This is a genomic window from Pseudomonas vranovensis (assembly GCF_040438935.1).
Classification (GTDB): Bacteria; Pseudomonadota; Gammaproteobacteria; order Pseudomonadales; family Pseudomonadaceae; genus Aquipseudomonas; species Aquipseudomonas vranovensis.
Genome location: NZ_CP159259.1, coordinates 5429834 through 5445054 on the forward strand (window position 1 = coordinate 5429834; position 15221 = coordinate 5445054).

At 60.0% G+C, this 15221-nt stretch carries 11 protein-coding genes; 3 read left to right on the top strand and 8 right to left on the bottom strand.

Annotated elements, in window-relative coordinates; translation table 11 throughout:
* Nucleotides 1-12: 12 nt before the first annotated feature.
* The 4 genes from ABVN19_RS25065 to rpsU form a co-directional block, all read right to left on the bottom strand.
* Nucleotides 13-3756, bottom strand: coding sequence for a bifunctional diguanylate cyclase/phosphodiesterase (locus tag ABVN19_RS25065; protein ID WP_028942165.1), 3744 nt, complete (start codon nt 3754-3756; stop codon nt 13-15).
* A 128-nt stretch (nt 3757-3884) separates the two neighbouring features.
* On the bottom strand, nt 3885-5735 hold the full coding sequence (rpoD, locus tag ABVN19_RS25070) for an RNA polymerase sigma factor RpoD (RefSeq protein ID WP_028942164.1): 1851 nt from the start codon (nt 5733-5735) through the stop codon (nt 3885-3887).
* Between the two features lie 67 nt (nt 5736-5802).
* Entirely contained in the window at nt 5803-7773 is a 1971-nt protein-coding gene (dnaG, locus tag ABVN19_RS25075) for a DNA primase (RefSeq protein WP_105641460.1), read from the bottom strand.
* 303 nt (nt 7774-8076) lie between these two features.
* Complete coding sequence (rpsU, locus tag ABVN19_RS25080) at nt 8077-8292, bottom strand: 30S ribosomal protein S21 (protein ID WP_002551877.1); 216 nt, start codon at nt 8290-8292, stop codon at nt 8077-8079.
* 202 nt (nt 8293-8494) lie between these two features.
* Here rpsU and tsaD point away from each other — a divergent pair, with 202 nt between their 5' ends.
* Nucleotides 8495-9520 (top strand): tRNA (adenosine(37)-N6)-threonylcarbamoyltransferase complex transferase subunit TsaD, encoded by a 1026-nt coding sequence (gene tsaD, locus ABVN19_RS25085; protein WP_028942162.1) that lies wholly within the window; start codon nt 8495-8497, stop codon nt 9518-9520.
* Between the two features lie 23 nt (nt 9521-9543).
* Here the strand turns inward: tsaD and plsY are convergent, their stop codons facing one another.
* The gene (gene plsY / locus ABVN19_RS25090; RefSeq protein WP_028942161.1) at nt 9544-10113 is read right to left on the bottom strand and encodes a glycerol-3-phosphate 1-O-acyltransferase PlsY; all 570 of its coding nucleotides are present in this window, start codon (nt 10111-10113) and stop codon (nt 9544-9546) included.
* Nucleotides 10114-10187: 74 nt separating this feature from the next.
* On the opposite strand from plsY, the gene folB reads away from it, so the two are divergent.
* Together folB and folK are read left to right on the top strand one after the other, a co-directional pair.
* A complete protein-coding gene (gene folB, locus ABVN19_RS25095) occupies nt 10188-10541 on the top strand; it encodes a dihydroneopterin aldolase (protein ID WP_028942160.1) in 354 nt (117 codons plus the stop codon).
* Complete coding sequence (gene folK, locus ABVN19_RS25100; RefSeq protein WP_105641461.1) at nt 10532-11041, top strand: 2-amino-4-hydroxy-6-hydroxymethyldihydropteridine diphosphokinase; 510 nt, start codon at nt 10532-10534, stop codon at nt 11039-11041. Before folB ends, folK begins: the two co-directional genes overlap by 10 nt.
* A gap of 52 nt (nt 11042-11093) precedes the next feature.
* On the opposite strand, the gene ABVN19_RS25105 is transcribed toward folK, so the two are convergent.
* Genes ABVN19_RS25105 through ABVN19_RS25115 form a run of 3 tightly spaced genes read right to left on the bottom strand, consistent with a single transcriptional unit; the run spans nt 11094 to nt 15201 of the window.
* A complete protein-coding gene (locus tag ABVN19_RS25105; protein ID WP_028942158.1) occupies nt 11094-12311 on the bottom strand; it encodes a multifunctional CCA addition/repair protein in 1218 nt (405 codons plus the stop codon).
* Between the two features lie 59 nt (nt 12312-12370).
* Nucleotides 12371-13933: a SpoVR family protein gene (locus tag ABVN19_RS25110; RefSeq protein ID WP_105641462.1), complete on the bottom strand. Its 1563-nt coding sequence runs from the start codon at nt 13931-13933 to the stop codon at nt 12371-12373.
* Nucleotides 13930-15201: a YeaH/YhbH family protein gene (locus tag ABVN19_RS25115; protein WP_028942156.1), complete on the bottom strand. Its 1272-nt coding sequence runs from the start codon at nt 15199-15201 to the stop codon at nt 13930-13932. Before ABVN19_RS25115 ends, ABVN19_RS25110 begins: the two co-directional genes overlap by 4 nt.
* Between the last annotated feature and the right edge of the window lie 20 nt (nt 15202-15221).

The window sequence follows — 15221 nt, forward strand, 5'->3', positions numbered from 1 at the left end:
AGTGGTCGCGGATTATAACGAGGGTTTCCTGGCTGTGCCATCCGAAAGATCTGAAAGTGCTATGCGAAGAAATGTTGCGGCAAATTCCTCGGCCGACACCGGCAGGCTGACGATGTAGCCCTGGATCTGCTCGCATCCTTCGGCAGCCAGGAAGCGTTGCTGGGCCTGGGTTTCCACACCTTCGGCAATGATGGTCAATTGCATACTGCGCCCCAGGGCAATAATCGCCCTGGCAATGGCAACATCATGGGGGTCATCCGGCAGCCCGCGGATGAAGGACTGGTCGATCTTGAGAATGTCCAGGGGCAGGCGCTTGAGGTAGCTCAGTGAGGAATAGCCGGTGCCAAAGTCGTCTATCGCCAGTTGCACGCCCAGTTGCTTGAGTTGGTGAAGAATGGCCAGGGCTTCTTCTGCCTGGCTCATGATGAAGTTCTCGGTGATTTCCAGTTGCAGGTCGCCGGCTTTCAAGTGGTGAGTCTTGAGCAGTTGTTCGATGCGCTTGACCAGGCTGGTCTGGCGCAGTTGAGCGCCGGCGAGGTTGACGGAGAGGGGGCCGAAGGCCAGGTAGTTTTTCTTCCAGTCCTGCATCTGCCGGCAGGCCTGTTCCAGTACCCAGTCGCCCAGTTGCAGGATCATGCCGTTTTCTTCGGCCAGGCCGATGAAGTGTTCTGGCGGTACTTCGCCAAGCAGTGGGTGTTTCCAGCGGATCAGCGCTTCGGCACCCACCAGGCTCTGAGTTTTAAGGCTGAATTTTGGCTGGTAGCTCAGGCTCAGCTCGTTGCGTTCTATGGCGCGCCGCAGCTCATGCTCCAGGGCGATGCGTTCGCTGGCCTGGGCGGTCAGGTCGCGGGTGTAGCACTCGACCCGGTTGCGGCCCTTGGCCTTGGAGCGGTACATCGCGGCATCGGCGTTGCGGATCAGCGAGGCGACATCGGTGCCGTCCTGTGGGTACAGGCTGGTACCGATACTGGCACTGGTGAAGAACTCATGCTCTCCCGCCTGGAACGGGGCGCTGAAGCACGCCAGCAGCTTGTTGGCGATAAGGCTGGCATCGCCGGGTTGGTGCAGGCCGGGCAGCAGAATGATGAACTCGTCACCCCCCAGGCGCGCCACGGTGTCTATGTCGCGCACCTGTTCCTTGAGGCGCTGGGCGATACCTTTGAGCAGCAAGTCGCCCACCGGGTGGCCAAGACTGTCGTTGATATGTTTGAAGCGGTCCAGGTCCAGGAACAGTACCGCCCCCTGGCGCCGGGAGGCCTGGGTACAGGTGAGTGCCGCCTGCAGGCGATTCTCGAACAGGGTGCGGTTGGGCAGGCCGGTGAGCGGGTCGTGATGGGCCTGGTAGTCCAGTTTGGCCTGGGCGTGCTTGAGGCTGGAAATGTCGGCGAACACCGCGACGAAGTGGGTAATGATCCGGTCGCTGTTGCGCACCGCACTGATGGTCAACCAGCTGGGGTAGAGCTCGCCGTTTTTGCGTCGGTTGTAGATTTCGCCTTGCCAATGGCCCTCCGCGGTCAGCTGGTGCCACATGGCGGCGAAGAACGCGCTGTCGTGCTGGCCGGAGGCAAGCAGGCGCGGTGTCTGGCCCAGGGCTTCAAATTCGTTGTAGCCGGTGATTTCGCTGAAAGCGCGGTTGACTGCGCTGATGCGTTGGTCGGTGTCAGTGATCAGTACGCCTTCCGCGGTATTCTCGAACACCGTTGCGGCCAGCTGCAGTTTTTCCTGCATCAGGTGGCGTTCGGTAATGTCCCGGGCAATGGTCAGCATGCAGTCGACACCGGCAATCGGCAGGGGGCGGGCCGACAGTTCACACAGACGGATCTGCCCGTCACTGCGGCGGATATGGCAACTGAAGTCGCGCACGAAACCATCTTTTTTGATCATCTGCAGCAGGCGTCGCCGCTCGTTGAGGTCGACCCACATCCCCAGGTCCAGTGAGGTCTGGTCCAGCGATGTGTGGCTGTCGAACCCGGTCAGGCGGCAGAAGCCCTCGTTGACTTCGATCAGCAGGCCATCGCTTTGCCGGGACAGCAGCAAGCCATCGGGAGAGGCATGGAAAGCCTTGGCAAACTTCTCTTCCGAGGTGCGCAGCTGTTCCTGGGTTTCCTTCAATTGACTGATGTCGCGTACCGCCACTACCAGCGCTGGGGTGCTGTCGAGCTCTATGGTCCCGGCTGAGATGAGGCCGGTGAACAGTTGGCCGTTACTGCGCTGGAAGAGTGTCTCCAGGTTGCGGATGCTGCCGGACTGCAACCGCTCAAGCAGTGTTGGACCAATACCGTCGATTCCCCAGATATTCAATTCGGTAGTGGTGCGGCCAACGACGCTGTCGGCGTCCAGGCCAATCTGTTCCTCGAAGGCTTCGTTGACTTCCAGCAAGCAACCATCGCTGAGGCGGGCGATCAGCAGGATGTCCGGGCATTGCTGGAAAACCGAGACGAACTTCTGTTCCGACAGGCGCAGGGCCTCTTCGGCATTCTTGGTTTCGCTGATGTCGATCATCAGGCCGCGCATCACAGGTTTGTGCCCGTGCTCGATCAGGCTGACGATGTCACGCACCCAGAGGCTGCGACCATCGGCGCAGATCACCCGGTAATCGAGACTGTGATCGCGCCCGGCGGCGGTTTCGCTGTCACAGTAGGCCTGGGCCCAAAGGGCATCGTCGGGGTGGATGATGCTGCGCCAGAAGCCTGGACGCAGCCAGTGGCTCAAGGGGTAGCCCAGCAGGTCTTCTGCATGGGGAGATACGTAGTTGTAGGTGAAGTCGTTGGCGTCTGCTTCCCAGGCAATCGCCGACAGACTCTCGACCAGGCCACGGTAGTGGTATTCGCTGCTGCGCAGTTCTTGTTCCAGGGCGACGCGGCGAGAAATCTCCGAGCTCAGGCGTCGATTGACCCGCATCACTGCCGCCAGGATCGTCACCAGCAGTAGTACCGCGGGAAGCCCATAGATGAGCAGGTCGTACCAGACCGTGCGATGGTCCAATACCTTGCCGACCCAGCGCTCCTGAATATCGCTGATCTCAGCGGGGCTCATGTCGGCCATGACCTTGTCGAGGATGCCGACGAGGATCTTCTGTTCTTGTGGTACCGCCATGGCCAGTTGATAGCGATAGGGCGTTTCGCCGCTGACATACATGCCTTCAAGCTTGAGCTGGCGCAGGCTCCAGATGCTCGACGCGAGATCGCCGACCACGGCGTCGACTTCATCGGTGGCCAACGCCTGCAGGGTCGAGCTGACATTGCGCATGGCGACCAGGTTCAAGTCGGGGTGGTGGGTGCGCAGCAGTTCGTGAGGCGCGTAGTTTTCCACCACGGCAATCTTCAGCCCGTAGAGGTCCTTGATGTTGCGAGGCTGTGCGCCACCCTTGTGGGCGAGGATGACAATCGGAAAGTCCAGGTAGGGGCGAGTGAAGGCAAGGAAGCCCTGGCGTTCGGGGGTCGACATGATCCCAGGCAGCACGTCCAGTTTGTTCTGGCGTGCCTGCTCCAGGACGGCTGTCCAACTGCTCGGTTCGACCGGCTTGAACGTAATGCCCAGTCGGTCCTGCATCAGGGCAATGTAATCGGCGGCCAATCCCTGGTAGCGGCCCTCCTGGTCACGGTACTCGAACGGTGGCCAGGATGCGTCGACGCCCACGCGCAGCTGCGGGTGGGCGCTGAGCCAGGCTTGTTCTTCGTCTGTCAGGGTCAAGGCGCCGGCCGCTGCGCTCCAGAGTGCCAGGAGCAGCAACAGAAGGGCCGGCAGTCTGGGCATAGCGGCCTCGTCACACATGTGGGTTGCATTCGAGTGTAGACGGGCAATTCGCCACCGGGGTAGTGGCGAAAGTCTTAAAGTTTTCGAGGGCACAAAAGAAAAACCCCGGCCTGGGCCGGGGTTCGTCATCACTCGTCGAGGAAGGAGCGCAGATGCTCGCTTCGCGTCGGGTGGCGCAGCTTGCGCAGCGCCTTGGCTTCGATCTGACGGATCCGTTCACGGGTCACGTCGAACTGTTTGCCGACCTCTTCGAGGGTGTGATCGGTGTTCATGTCGATACCGAATCGCATGCGCAGCACCTTGGCTTCGCGAGCGGTCAGACCGGAGAGCACGTCACGGGTCGCTTCCTTGAGGCTTTCGACCGTGGCGACATCGATTGGCGACTGCATGGTCGAGTCTTCGATGAAATCACCCAGGTGCGAGTCTTCGTCATCACCGATCGGGGTTTCCATGGAGATCGGCTCTTTGGCGATCTTCAGTACCTTGCGGATCTTGTCCTCAGGCATTTCCATGCGTTCACCCAGCTCTTCCGGGGTCGGTTCGCGACCCATTTCCTGCAGCATCTGCCGGGAAATGCGGTTGAGCTTGTTGATCGTCTCGATCATGTGCACCGGGATACGGATGGTACGAGCCTGGTCGGCGATCGAGCGGGTGATCGCCTGACGAATCCACCAGGTGGCATAGGTCGAGAACTTGTAGCCGCGACGGTATTCGAACTTGTCCACCGCCTTCATCAGGCCTATGTTGCCTTCCTGGATCAGGTCGAGGAACTGCAGGCCGCGGTTGGTGTACTTCTTGGCGATCGAGATAACCAGACGCAGGTTGGCCTCGACCATTTCCTTCTTGGCGCGACGAGCCTTGGCTTCACCGATCGACATGCGACGGTTGATGTCCTTGATCTCGGCGATGGTCAGACCGGTTTCGCTTTCGAGGTCGATCAGCTTTTGCTGGCAGGCCACGATGGCGTCGCTCTTCTCACCCAGGGCGGCGGCCCATTTGGTGCTGCGCTTGGCCAGGTCGCTGGCCCAGGTCTGGTCGATCTCGTTGCTCGGGAACAGACGCAGGAAATCGGCGCGTGGCATACGTGCATCACGTACGCACAATTGCATGATCGCGCGCTCTTGCTGGCGCAAGCGGTCCAGGGCGCTACGAACACGCTCCACCAGGCCTTCGAACTGCTTGGGCACCAGCTTGATCGGCATGAACAGCTCAGCCAGGTCGAGCATCGCCTTGATGCTGTCCTTGTGGCTGCGGCCGTTCTTCTTCAAGAGTTTGAGGGTGGCGTTCAGTTGATCCTGAACGGCACCGAAGCGCTGACGAGCGACTTCAGGATCGGGACCGCTTTCGGTCTCTTCCTCTTCCTCGGCGCCTTCTTTCTCCTCGTCTTCATCCTCGTCGGCATCGGCCTTGGCCGGGGCTTTCGGGTCGATCGGCGGCGGCACTTCGGCAGGTGGCGCAATACCGTCGTCCGGGTCGATATAACCGCTCAGGACGTCGGACAGGCGGCCACCTTCGGTGGTGACGCGATCGTACTCGGAGAGAATGTGTTCGACGGTACCGGGGAAATGGGCGATAGCGCCCATGACTTCACGGATACCTTCTTCGATACGCTTGGCGATTTCGATCTCGCCTTCGCGGGTCAACAGCTCGACGGTACCCATTTCACGCATGTACATGCGCACCGGGTCTGTCGTGCGACCGATATCGGTTTCCACAGCCGCCAACGCTGCTGCGGCTTCTTCAGCTGCGGCTTCGTCGGTGTCGGCTTCGGCCAACAAAAGGGCATCCGCATCCGGAGCACTCTCGAATACGTTGATCCCCATGTCGTTGATCATGCGGATGATGTCTTCCACCTGCTCCGGATCTGAAATATCCTCTGGCAGGTGGTCGTTGACCTCCGCGTAAGTCAGGTAACCCTGCTCACGACCGCGGGTGATCAACTCTTTGATGCGAGACTGCTGTTGCGCTTTTCCGGACATAACACCCTATCCACTGAAGGTCTTGGCGGGCAAAAAACAAGCCGAGGATTATACCCGAGCTAGGACCTCACGCGCCAGTTGAGGTCGGGGTTTGTGCGGGAACATTCCGGCTTAGCAGGTCGCGCAGCTGATTTTTTTCCTCTGCGCTCAACTCACTTTGACGTGCTTTCCTGAGCAGATGTTCCAGGCTTCGCTCGCGTTGGCGAGCGGACAAGCTAGTTATGGTGTCGAAAAACTGTTGTTCAAGGTTGTCGGCATCGATCAGCCATTCCTTTTCCGCCAATGCCCGCAGCAAACGACCTTGTTCGGTGCCATGCCAGCGGGCGATCAGCTGTAGTGAGCGTAGCTCAGGATTCTTTTGCAGGGCTTCGAGCAGGGCTACCAGCAGTTGAGCGTAGACGTGTTCTTCGGCTGCGAAGTGACCGGCATCCTCGACTTTTTTAGCCAGCTGCGGATGGTGCAGCAGGGTGCGCAAAGCGCTCAAGGTCGGGGGTTCCACTGAAGTGGGTACCCGTGGTGGTGCATCCTGGCGTTGGCCGTTGCGCTCCCAGGGTTTGCCTTTCTTGTCCCACGGCTTGCCTTCCCATTTCTTCTTGCCACCCTTGTTCGGCGACCACGGCTGTTGTGGCGGTGCGTAGTCGGGCTGGTGAAAATCACCGTAGTCCGGGGTGTAGTCGGGGATGGCATCGTAGTCGATGCCCGGGTCATAGCTGGGCGGTGCTTCGGCTGGTGCGCTGTGGCTCAGATGCTCGACCTGCTGGTTGTCGAGGCCGGTGATTTCCTTGAGCCGGTTGCGCATCAAGGCACGCAGGTTGGCACCCGGCACTTTTTCGATCAACGGTGCTGCGAGGGTGGCCATATGAGCCTTGCCTTCGAGCGATCGAGGATCGGCTTCTTCGGTCAGTTGCTGGAAAAAATAGTCGGCCAGAGGTTGAGCGTGCTGGTTGATGCGCGCGCGGAAGGCATCGGTGCCTTCCGCGCGGATCAAGGTGTCCGGGTCTTCGCCTTCGGGCAGGAACAGAAAGCGCGCCTTGCGGCCGTCCTGCAGGCTCGAAAGCGTGGATTCCAGCGCACGCCAGGCGGCATTGCGGCCTGCCTGGTCGCCATCGAAGCAGAACAATACGCTGGGCACCACACGAAACAGGCGCTTGAGGTGCTCTTCGCTGGTGGCTGTACCCAGGGTTGCTACCGCATTGCGCAGGCCTTGCTGGGCCAGTGCAATAACGTCCATGTAGCCTTCGACAACGATGATTTCATCGAGATTCCGGTTGAACTTGCGTGCTTCGTACAGCCCGTACAGTTCCTGGCCCTTGTGGAACACCGGAGTTTCCGGAGAGTTCAGGTACTTGGGCTTGTCGTCGCCCAGTACTCGACCTCCAAACGCGATGACGCGACCGCGGCTGTCGCGGATCGGGAACATCACGCGGTCGCGAAAGCGATCGTAGCGTTTGCCGCTTTCGGCGTTCTCGATGAGCAGGCCGGCATCAATCATGGCCTTCTGCTGCAGGGTGTCGCTGCTCAGGTGCTTGAACAGGTTGTCCCACCCCGGCGGGGCGTAGCCCAGGCTGAAATCGCGAGCGATTTCACCGGACAGCCCGCGGCCCTTGAGGTACTCGACGGCCGAACGACGGGTAGGGTGGCTTTTCAGCGCCTGGCGATAATATTCGGCGGCGGCTTCCAGTAGCGGGTAGAGCGGCGAGTCCGTGGGTTGGCGGGGTTTTTGCCCGCGTCCGCCTTCTTCGCGTGGCACTTCCATGCCGGCGGCCTTGGCCAGTTCCTCGACGGCCTGGGGAAAGTCCAGGTTGTCGTGGTCCATGATGAAGCCAAGGGCGTTGCCGCCCGCGCCGCAACCAAAGCAGTAATAGAACTGCTTGTCGGGGCTGACGCTGAAGGACGGGGTTTTTTCTTTGTGGAACGGGCAGCAGGCAGTGAGGTTCTTGCCGGCCTTTTTCAGTTGCACGCGCGAACTCACCACATCGACGATATCGGTACGGTTGAGCAGGTCGTCAATGAAACTTTGGGGAATCAGCCCGGCCATGGCACTCTCATCATCAGGCGATAAACCAGTGTAATCGCTAATGCTGCAGGGACGGCTTCGCGTTCGAGCGATGTCGAATGGCGTAACACAAAAATAGGAAAGACGTGCTCGTCGGTAGCCGGTTAAGGCTCGTCAGTAATGACGTGCACAGCTGGCGTTGAGGCCAGTTCTGACGATTCAGGCAGGTTGTCCGCGTTTTAACAAACGGGACGCCTCAAGCACAAAGGCCAGAGGTTCAAGCAACTACTGCCGGAAGCCCGGCTTTGGGCCGGGCGAGGCAGAAGCTTGCGACGGACGTCTGTATTAGTACAGACGAACGGCGCGGCGCTGTTCGCGCTGAACTTTCTTGGCGTGACGTTTAACAGCGGCTGCTGCTTTGCGCTTACGCTCAGAAGTCGGCTTCTCGTAAAATTCGCGGCTACGAACTTCAGCCAGAACACCGGCTTTTTCGCAGGAGCGCTTGAAACGACGCAGAGCTACGTCGAAGGGTTCATTCTCTTTAACTTTGACGGCTGGCATCCAGAGCTACCTTCATTCATTACCGGGGGTCAACGAACTCGTGGCAAAACTGTGCACTGGAGAACGTCGGTTTTTAAGGGTTGCGGATGTTAACCCTTAGCCAGCCGGAATGCAAAGCCTCTGATCGAAAACCGCTGGTCGGCACCCGGAGTGGGGACTATCATGCGCGGCTTCAAATTCAGCCTCCACAAGGCGCAGACCCATGCTAGTACTGGGATTGGAAACATCCTGCGACGAAACCGGCGTCGCATTATACGACAGTGAACGCGGTCTTTTGGCCGATGCATTGTTCAGTCAGATCGACCTGCACCGCGTCTATGGCGGCGTTGTGCCAGAGCTCGCCTCCCGCGATCACGTCAAGCGCATGCTGCCGTTGATCCGCCAGGTCCTGGCCGAGGCCGACTGCGTGGCTACCGAGATCGACGCCATTGCCTATACCGCTGGCCCCGGGCTGGTGGGTGCGCTGTTGGTAGGTGCCTCGTGCGCCCAGGCGCTGGCCTTTGCCTGGGGCATTCCAGCCTTGGGCGTGCACCATATGGAAGGCCACCTGCTGGCGCCGATGCTTGAGGAGCAGCCTCCAGAGTTCCCGTTCGTCGCCTTGCTGGTATCTGGTGGGCATACCCAGCTGGTACGGGTGGATGGTATCGGTCGCTACGAGCTGCTGGGTGAGTCGCTTGATGATGCCGCTGGCGAAGCCTTCGACAAGACCGCCAAGCTAATGGGGCTCAACTATCCAGGTGGCCCGGAAATCGCCCGCCTGGCGACCCAGGGCGTGCCTGGCCGCTTTGTATTCCCTCGGCCGATGACGGATCGCCCGGGCCTGGACTTCAGCTTCAGCGGCTTGAAAACCTTCGCCCTGAACACCTGGCAGCAGTGCCAGAAAGCTGGAGACGACGGCGAGCAAACTCGTTGCGACGTGTCTCTGGCCTTCCAGCAGGCGGTGGTGGAGACTTTGACCATCAAGTGCAAGCGTGCCCTGAAGCAAACCGGCCTCAAGCGCCTGGTGATCGCTGGTGGTGTCAGTGCCAACACGGCGCTACGCGCTTCGCTGGAAGAAATGCTCGCGGGCATCAAGGGCAATGTGTACTACGCACGGCCACAGTTTTGCACCGACAATGGCGCCATGATCGCTTATGCCGGGTGTCAGCGCCTGGCGGCGGGGCAACAGGAGAGCTTGGCCATCAGTGTGCAGGCGCGCTGGCCGATGGAGCAGTTGTCACCGCTGTAATGAGCGACGCTCATGCAGCGGGTTCAGAAATGTCGTTCGCGGCCGGCAAAGAGGTCGCGTAGATTGCCACGGTGACGCCAGACGATCAGCACGGTCAGCACGCTGATCGGCAGTAGTGCTTCCGGCTCGCGCCAGGCCAGCAATGGCAGGGTCAGCGGTGTGGCGATCAGCGCTGCCAGGGAGCTGGTGCGGGTCAGGTAGAAGGTCAGCAGCCAGGCGCTGATGGCCAGCAGTGCCGCTGGCGGGTACAGCCCCAGCAGCATGCCGGCGGCGGTGGCGACGCCTTTGCCGCCGCGAAAGCAGAAGTAGATCGGGAACAGGTGGCCGATCACTGCGCACAAGCCTATCCAGGCTTGCTGTTGCAGGTCGAGCCCGGCAACACTGGCGACCAGCACGGGAAGAAGACCCTTGCACAGGTCGCCAAGCAAGGTCAGGACCGCCAGTTTGCGGCCGGCCAAGCGCAGCATGTTGGTTGCACCGGCATTGCCTGAACCGCTCATGCGTGGGTCCGGGCTGCCATTGAGGCGGCTCAGGACGATGGCAAAGGACAGCGAGCCGAGCAGGTAGGCGAGCAGTGCCAGTAACCAAAACATGCTAACTATTCCGGGCGAGGACGCCCTGATTCTAACGGCGCCAGTCGCCCTTGTCGTGCAGTGGAGAGAAGTGCTTGGACAGAGTGTTCATCGAAGGCCTGGAAGTTGATACCGTGATCGGTGCCTATGACTGGGAGCGCGGTATTCGCCAGTGCCTGCGTCTGGACCTGCGTTTTGCCTGGGACAACCGACCGGCTGCGGCGGGTGACGACCTCACCCTGGCGCTGGACTATGCCAGTGTGTCTGCACGTATCCAGGCGTTTGCCGAAGAGGCGCAGTACGAGTTGGTGGAAACCTTTGCCGAGCGTTTGGCGGCGGTACTGATGAGCGAGTTCCAGATTCCCTGGCTGCACCTGAAGCTGACCAAGCCCGGCGCCGTGCCGGCAGCCACTGGCGTGGGCGTGGAGATCGAGCGCGGATGTCTCTGAACAGGGTTTACCTTGGTCTTGGCAGCAATGTCGAGCGTGAGCGGCATCTGTGTGCGGGCCTTGATGCGCTGGCCGGGTTTCTTCAGGACATGCGCTGTTCGCCGGTGTTCGAGAGCCAGGCGGTGGGTATCAAGAGCGGTCCATTCTTCAATCTGGTGGTTACAGGGCTGACCGACCTGCCATTGATGGAGCTGGACCGCCGCCTCAAGTTCATCGAGGCGGACAATGGTCGCTATGCGCCCGAGCGCAAGGGCCTGCCGCTGGATATCGATGTGCTGATGTACAACGAACTGTGTGGCAGCTTCGACGGCTTGGTTTTGCCCCGGGCAGAGATTCTCAAGAACGCCTTTGTGCTTTGGCCGCTGTCATTGATTGCGCCGCAGTTGGTCCATTCGGGGGTGGGGAAGACCATGGCCCGGCTGTGGGCTGAGGCTCAGATTGCGCAGGTACTGGCTCCTGTATCGTTCGAGTGGCACGGGCAGCAGTTGACCAATATTTGAGCAAGCGCGGGACAAGCCTCTGCTGCAAGAGCAGGCTTGTCCCGCGATGGTTTTACCCTTTGTAGGTTTTCAAAGCCTTCAGCCGCTCGCCCTTGAGCGCTTCTCCCAATGCCTGGCCGGTCAGCCCTTGCTGCACCAGCGGCTGCACCTGTACGGCCCGCGCAGCTGCCACTGCGCCGCGCAAGTAGTCGGCCTGTGGATATTCTCTTTGTTCCAGACCCTTGCGGCCTCGTGCGTCCATCTCGCAAGCGCAAATGAACTCCTCGAAGCGCTGAGGCCTGCGGTACACATCGAAGCGCTGCAGGAGTTCGAGCAGTGTCGAGGCCTTGAGTTCCAGTGCCCGGTGGCAGTGAGTGTGGAACTCACCCACCAGCATCGCCAGTTCCTGGCAATCCCGCGGCACCTTGAAGCGCTGGTTGACGGCCTCGATCAACTGCAACCCACGATGCTCATGGGCAATGTGTCGTGGCCACTGCGCCTCCGGCGTTGTGCCCTTGCCCAGGTCATGTAGCAGGCAGGCCCAGCGCACCGTCAGGGGTTGTTGATGCCGGGCGGCTTGCTCGAGAACCGAGAGGGTATGGATACCACAGTCGATTTCCGGGTGGTGAGCCGCAGGTTGTGGCACACCGAACAGCGCATCGACTTCCGGTAGCAGCTCCTTAAGCGCGCCACACTCGCGCAGTACCTGGATGAACACCTGGGGGTGATCTTCCATCAGTGCGCGGGCAATCTCCTTCCAGCTGCGTTCGGCGGTGAGTGCCTGGAGTTCTCCTGACTCGCTGAGCTGTCGCATCAAGTCGATGGTTTCCGGAGCTACGCTGAAACCCAGGCTGGCATAGCGCGCGGCAAAGCGGGCAACACGAAGGACACGCAAGGGATCTTCGGTGAACGCCGGGGATACGTGGCGCAAGATGCGAGATTCTAGATCTTTTTGGCCGTGATACGGGTCGCTGACGATGCCTTGCTCATCTTCGGCCATGGCGTTGATGGTCAGGTCGCGGCGAATCAGGTCCTCTTCGAGCGTCACCTCGGGGCTTGCGTGGAAAGTGAAGCCGCCATAGCCGCGCCCGCTCTTGCGTTCGGTGCGGGCCAGGGCATATTCCTCACCGCTTTCAGGATGAAGGAATACCGGGAAATCAGCCCCGACCGGCCTGAAGCCCAGCGCCTGCATTTGTTCAGCCGTGGCACCGACCACGACCCAGTCGATATCACTGACCGGACGGCCGAGCAGGCGATCGCGTACGGCGCCTCCGACTTTGTAGATCTGCATGAAAAACCTCCGTTGATGCCACAGGATAACCTGTCTGGCAGCAACGGAGGGCAGGGGGACTAGAGGTGCACGACCGCGAGGTCCAGGCGACCGTACTCCGCTTCGCTGTGCTCGCCCTTGGGCGGTACGTGATGAGTTTTCATGATCTGGTCGCCCTGCAGCGTTTCCAGGTGGATATCGAAGCCCCAGAGGCGGTGCAGGTGCTTGAGCACTTCCTCGGTGGAGTCGCCCAGCGGTTTGCGGTCGTGTTGCTGGTGACGCAGGGTCAGGGAGCGGTCGCCGCGCCGGTCGATGCTCCAGATCTGCACGTTCGGTTCGCGGTTCCCCAGGTTGTACTGGGCAGCCAGGGTTTCACGGATGATCCGATAGCCGTTTTCGTCATGGATGGCCGGCACCAGCAGATCTTCGCGCTGGTCGTCATCGAGAATACTGAACAGCTTCAGGTCGCGGATCACGGTGGGTGACAGGTACTGCAGGATGAAGCTTTCGTCCTTGAAGCTGCTCATGGCGAACTTGATGGTCGACAGCCAATCGCTGCCGGCGATGTCGGGGAACCAGCGGCGGTCTTCCTCGGTGGGGTGTTCGCACATGCGGCGGATGTCGCGGTACATGGCAAAGCCCAGGGCATACGGGTTGATGCCACTGTAATAAGGGCTGTCGAAACCGGGCTGGAACACTACGCTGGTGTGCGACTGCAGGAACTCCATCATGAAGCCGTCGGTTACCAGGCCCTCGTCGTAGAGGTCGTTCATCAGCGTGTAGTGCCAGAAGGTGGCCCAGCCTTCGTTCATCACCTGGGTTTGGCGTTGCGGATAGAAGTACTGGGCGATCTTGCGCACGATACGCACGATTTCCCGCTGCCAGGGTTCGAGCAAGGGTGCATGCTTTTCGATGAAGTAGAGAATATTTTCCTGAGGTTCGGCGGGGAAGCGCGCATTGTCGCGCTCGCTATTCTTGTCGGCACCCTTGGGAATGGTGCGCCACAGGTCATTGATCTGCTTTTGCAGGTGTTCTTCGCGTTCCTTCTGCCGGCGCCGCTCTTCTTCCGCGGAAATCGGGTACGGCCGCTTGTAGCGGTCAACACCGTAGTTCATCAAGGCATGGCAGGAGTCGAGCAGGTCTTCGACCGCGTCGATGCCATGGCGCTCCTCGCATAGGGTGATGTACTGCTTGGCGAACACCAGGTAGTCGATGATCGAGCTGGCGTCGGTCCAGGTGCGGAACAGGTAATTGCCTTTGAAGAAGCTGTTGTGCCCATAGCAGGCGTGGGCAACCACCAGGGCCTGCATGCAGATGGTGTTTTCTTCCATCAGGTAGGCGATGCAGGGATCGGAGTTGATCACGATTTCGTAGGCAAGGCCCATCTGGCCACGGCTGTAGGATTTCTCGGTACTCAGGAAGTGCTTGCCGTATGACCAGTGGTGGTAGCCAAGGGGCATGCCCACGGACGCATAGGCGTCCATCATCTGCTCAGCCGTAATCACTTCGATCTGGTTGGGGTAGGTGTCCAGGGCATAGCGCTCGGCCAGGCGGCTGATTTCCCGGTCATAGGCCTGGATCAGTTCGAATGTCCATTCGGACCCGGTGGAAATGGGTTGGCGCTTCTGCTCTCTAGCGGTCATGTCACTAACCTGCGCTGGAAGAGTTCACGGAAGACCGGATAGATATCACCGGCCGACACCAGCTGCTGCTGGGCGAACGTATCGGCAAAGGCTTCACCGATGCGTTCATATTCGAACCACAATGCCTGATGTTCGCGGGGAGTGATCTCCACGTAAGTGTAGTACTGGACGAACGGCATGATTTGCTTGGTGAGGATCTCGCGGCAAATCGGCGAGTCGTCATTCCAGTTGTCGCCGTCGGAGGCTTGGGCGGCGTAAATATTCCATTCACTGGCCTGGTAGCGCTCGGCCATGATTTCCTGCATCAGTTTCAAGGCGCTGGAAACGATGGTGCCGCCGGTTTCCCGGGAATAGAAAAACTCCTCCTCGTCGACTTCGCGAGCACTGGTGTGGTGGCGGATGAAAACCACTTCAATCTTGTCGTAATTGCGCTTGAGGAACAGGTACAAAAGGATGAAGAAGCGCTTGGCGATGTCCTTGGTGGCCTGGGTCATGGAGCCAGAGACGTCCATCAGGCAGAACATCACCGCTTTTGAGCTGGGGTTGGGTTGCTTGACCAGCAAGTTGTACTTGAGGTCGAAGGTGTCGAGGAAAGGTACACGGTGAATACGGGCACTCAACCGTTCTATTTCCGCTTCTATTTCCTGAATATCGCCGAAGTTGTCGGGCTCTTCGCGCTTCAGGCGTGCCAGTTCCTCTTGGGCTTCGCGCAGTTTTGCGCGGCTGCTGCCAGACAGGGCGATGCGTCGGGCGTGTGCTGAGCGCAAGGTGCGGATGATGTTGATCCGTGACGGATTGCCTTCGTTGCTGATACCCGCGCGCACGGTCTTGAAGGTATCGGTGCCGGCCAGATGGCGTTTGACCAGGTTGGGCAGTTCGAGGTCTTCGAACATGAACTCAAGAAACTCTTCCTGAGTGATCTGGAAGACGAATTCATCCATGCCTTCACCCGAGTTACCGGCTTTGCCGCGTCCGCCTCCACCGCCTCCACCCTGGGGGCGGGCGATGTGTTCGCCAGCAGTGAACTCCTTGTTGCCGGGGTGGACGACTGTCTGCTTGCCGCCACGACCGTGGTGCAGCACCGGCTCGTCGATATCGCGACCGGGTATGCTGATCTGCTCGCCATGTTCCATATCGGTAATGGAGCGGCGACTTACGGCCTCCTCGACGGCTTTCTTGATGTGGTCACGGTAACGCCGCAGAAAGCGCTGGCGGTTGACCGTGCTCTTGTTCTTGCCGTTCAGGCGTCGGTCGATCACATAGCTCATAGGCCCCTCCGGGAGCTGAA

Excerpts from the sequence above, each read along its gene's own strand:
- dnaG (WP_105641460.1), bottom strand. The coding sequence starts at position 7,773 with ATGGCCGGGCTGATTCCCCAAAGTTTCATTGACGACCTGCTCAACCGT.
- ABVN19_RS25105 (WP_028942158.1), bottom strand. The coding sequence starts at position 12,311 with ATGCAGATCTACAAAGTCGGAGGCGCCGTACGCGATCGCCTGCTCGGC.
- plsY (WP_028942161.1), bottom strand. The coding sequence starts at position 10,113 with ATGTTTTGGTTACTGGCACTGCTCGCCTACCTGCTCGGCTCGCTGTCC.
- rpsU (WP_002551877.1), bottom strand. The coding sequence starts at position 8,292 with ATGCCAGCCGTCAAAGTTAAAGAGAATGAACCCTTCGACGTAGCTCTG.
- folK (WP_105641461.1), top strand. The coding sequence starts at position 10,532 with ATGTCTCTGAACAGGGTTTACCTTGGTCTTGGCAGCAATGTCGAGCGT.
- ABVN19_RS25110 (WP_105641462.1), bottom strand. The coding sequence starts at position 13,933 with ATGACCGCTAGAGAGCAGAAGCGCCAACCCATTTCCACCGGGTCCGAA.
- ABVN19_RS25115 (WP_028942156.1), bottom strand. The coding sequence starts at position 15,201 with ATGAGCTATGTGATCGACCGACGCCTGAACGGCAAGAACAAGAGCACG.
- tsaD (WP_028942162.1), top strand. The coding sequence starts at position 8,495 with ATGCTAGTACTGGGATTGGAAACATCCTGCGACGAAACCGGCGTCGCA.
- ABVN19_RS25065 (WP_028942165.1), bottom strand. The coding sequence starts at position 3,756 with ATGCCCAGACTGCCGGCCCTTCTGTTGCTGCTCCTGGCACTCTGGAGC.
- rpoD (WP_028942164.1), bottom strand. The coding sequence starts at position 5,735 with ATGTCCGGAAAAGCGCAACAGCAGTCTCGCATCAAAGAGTTGATCACC.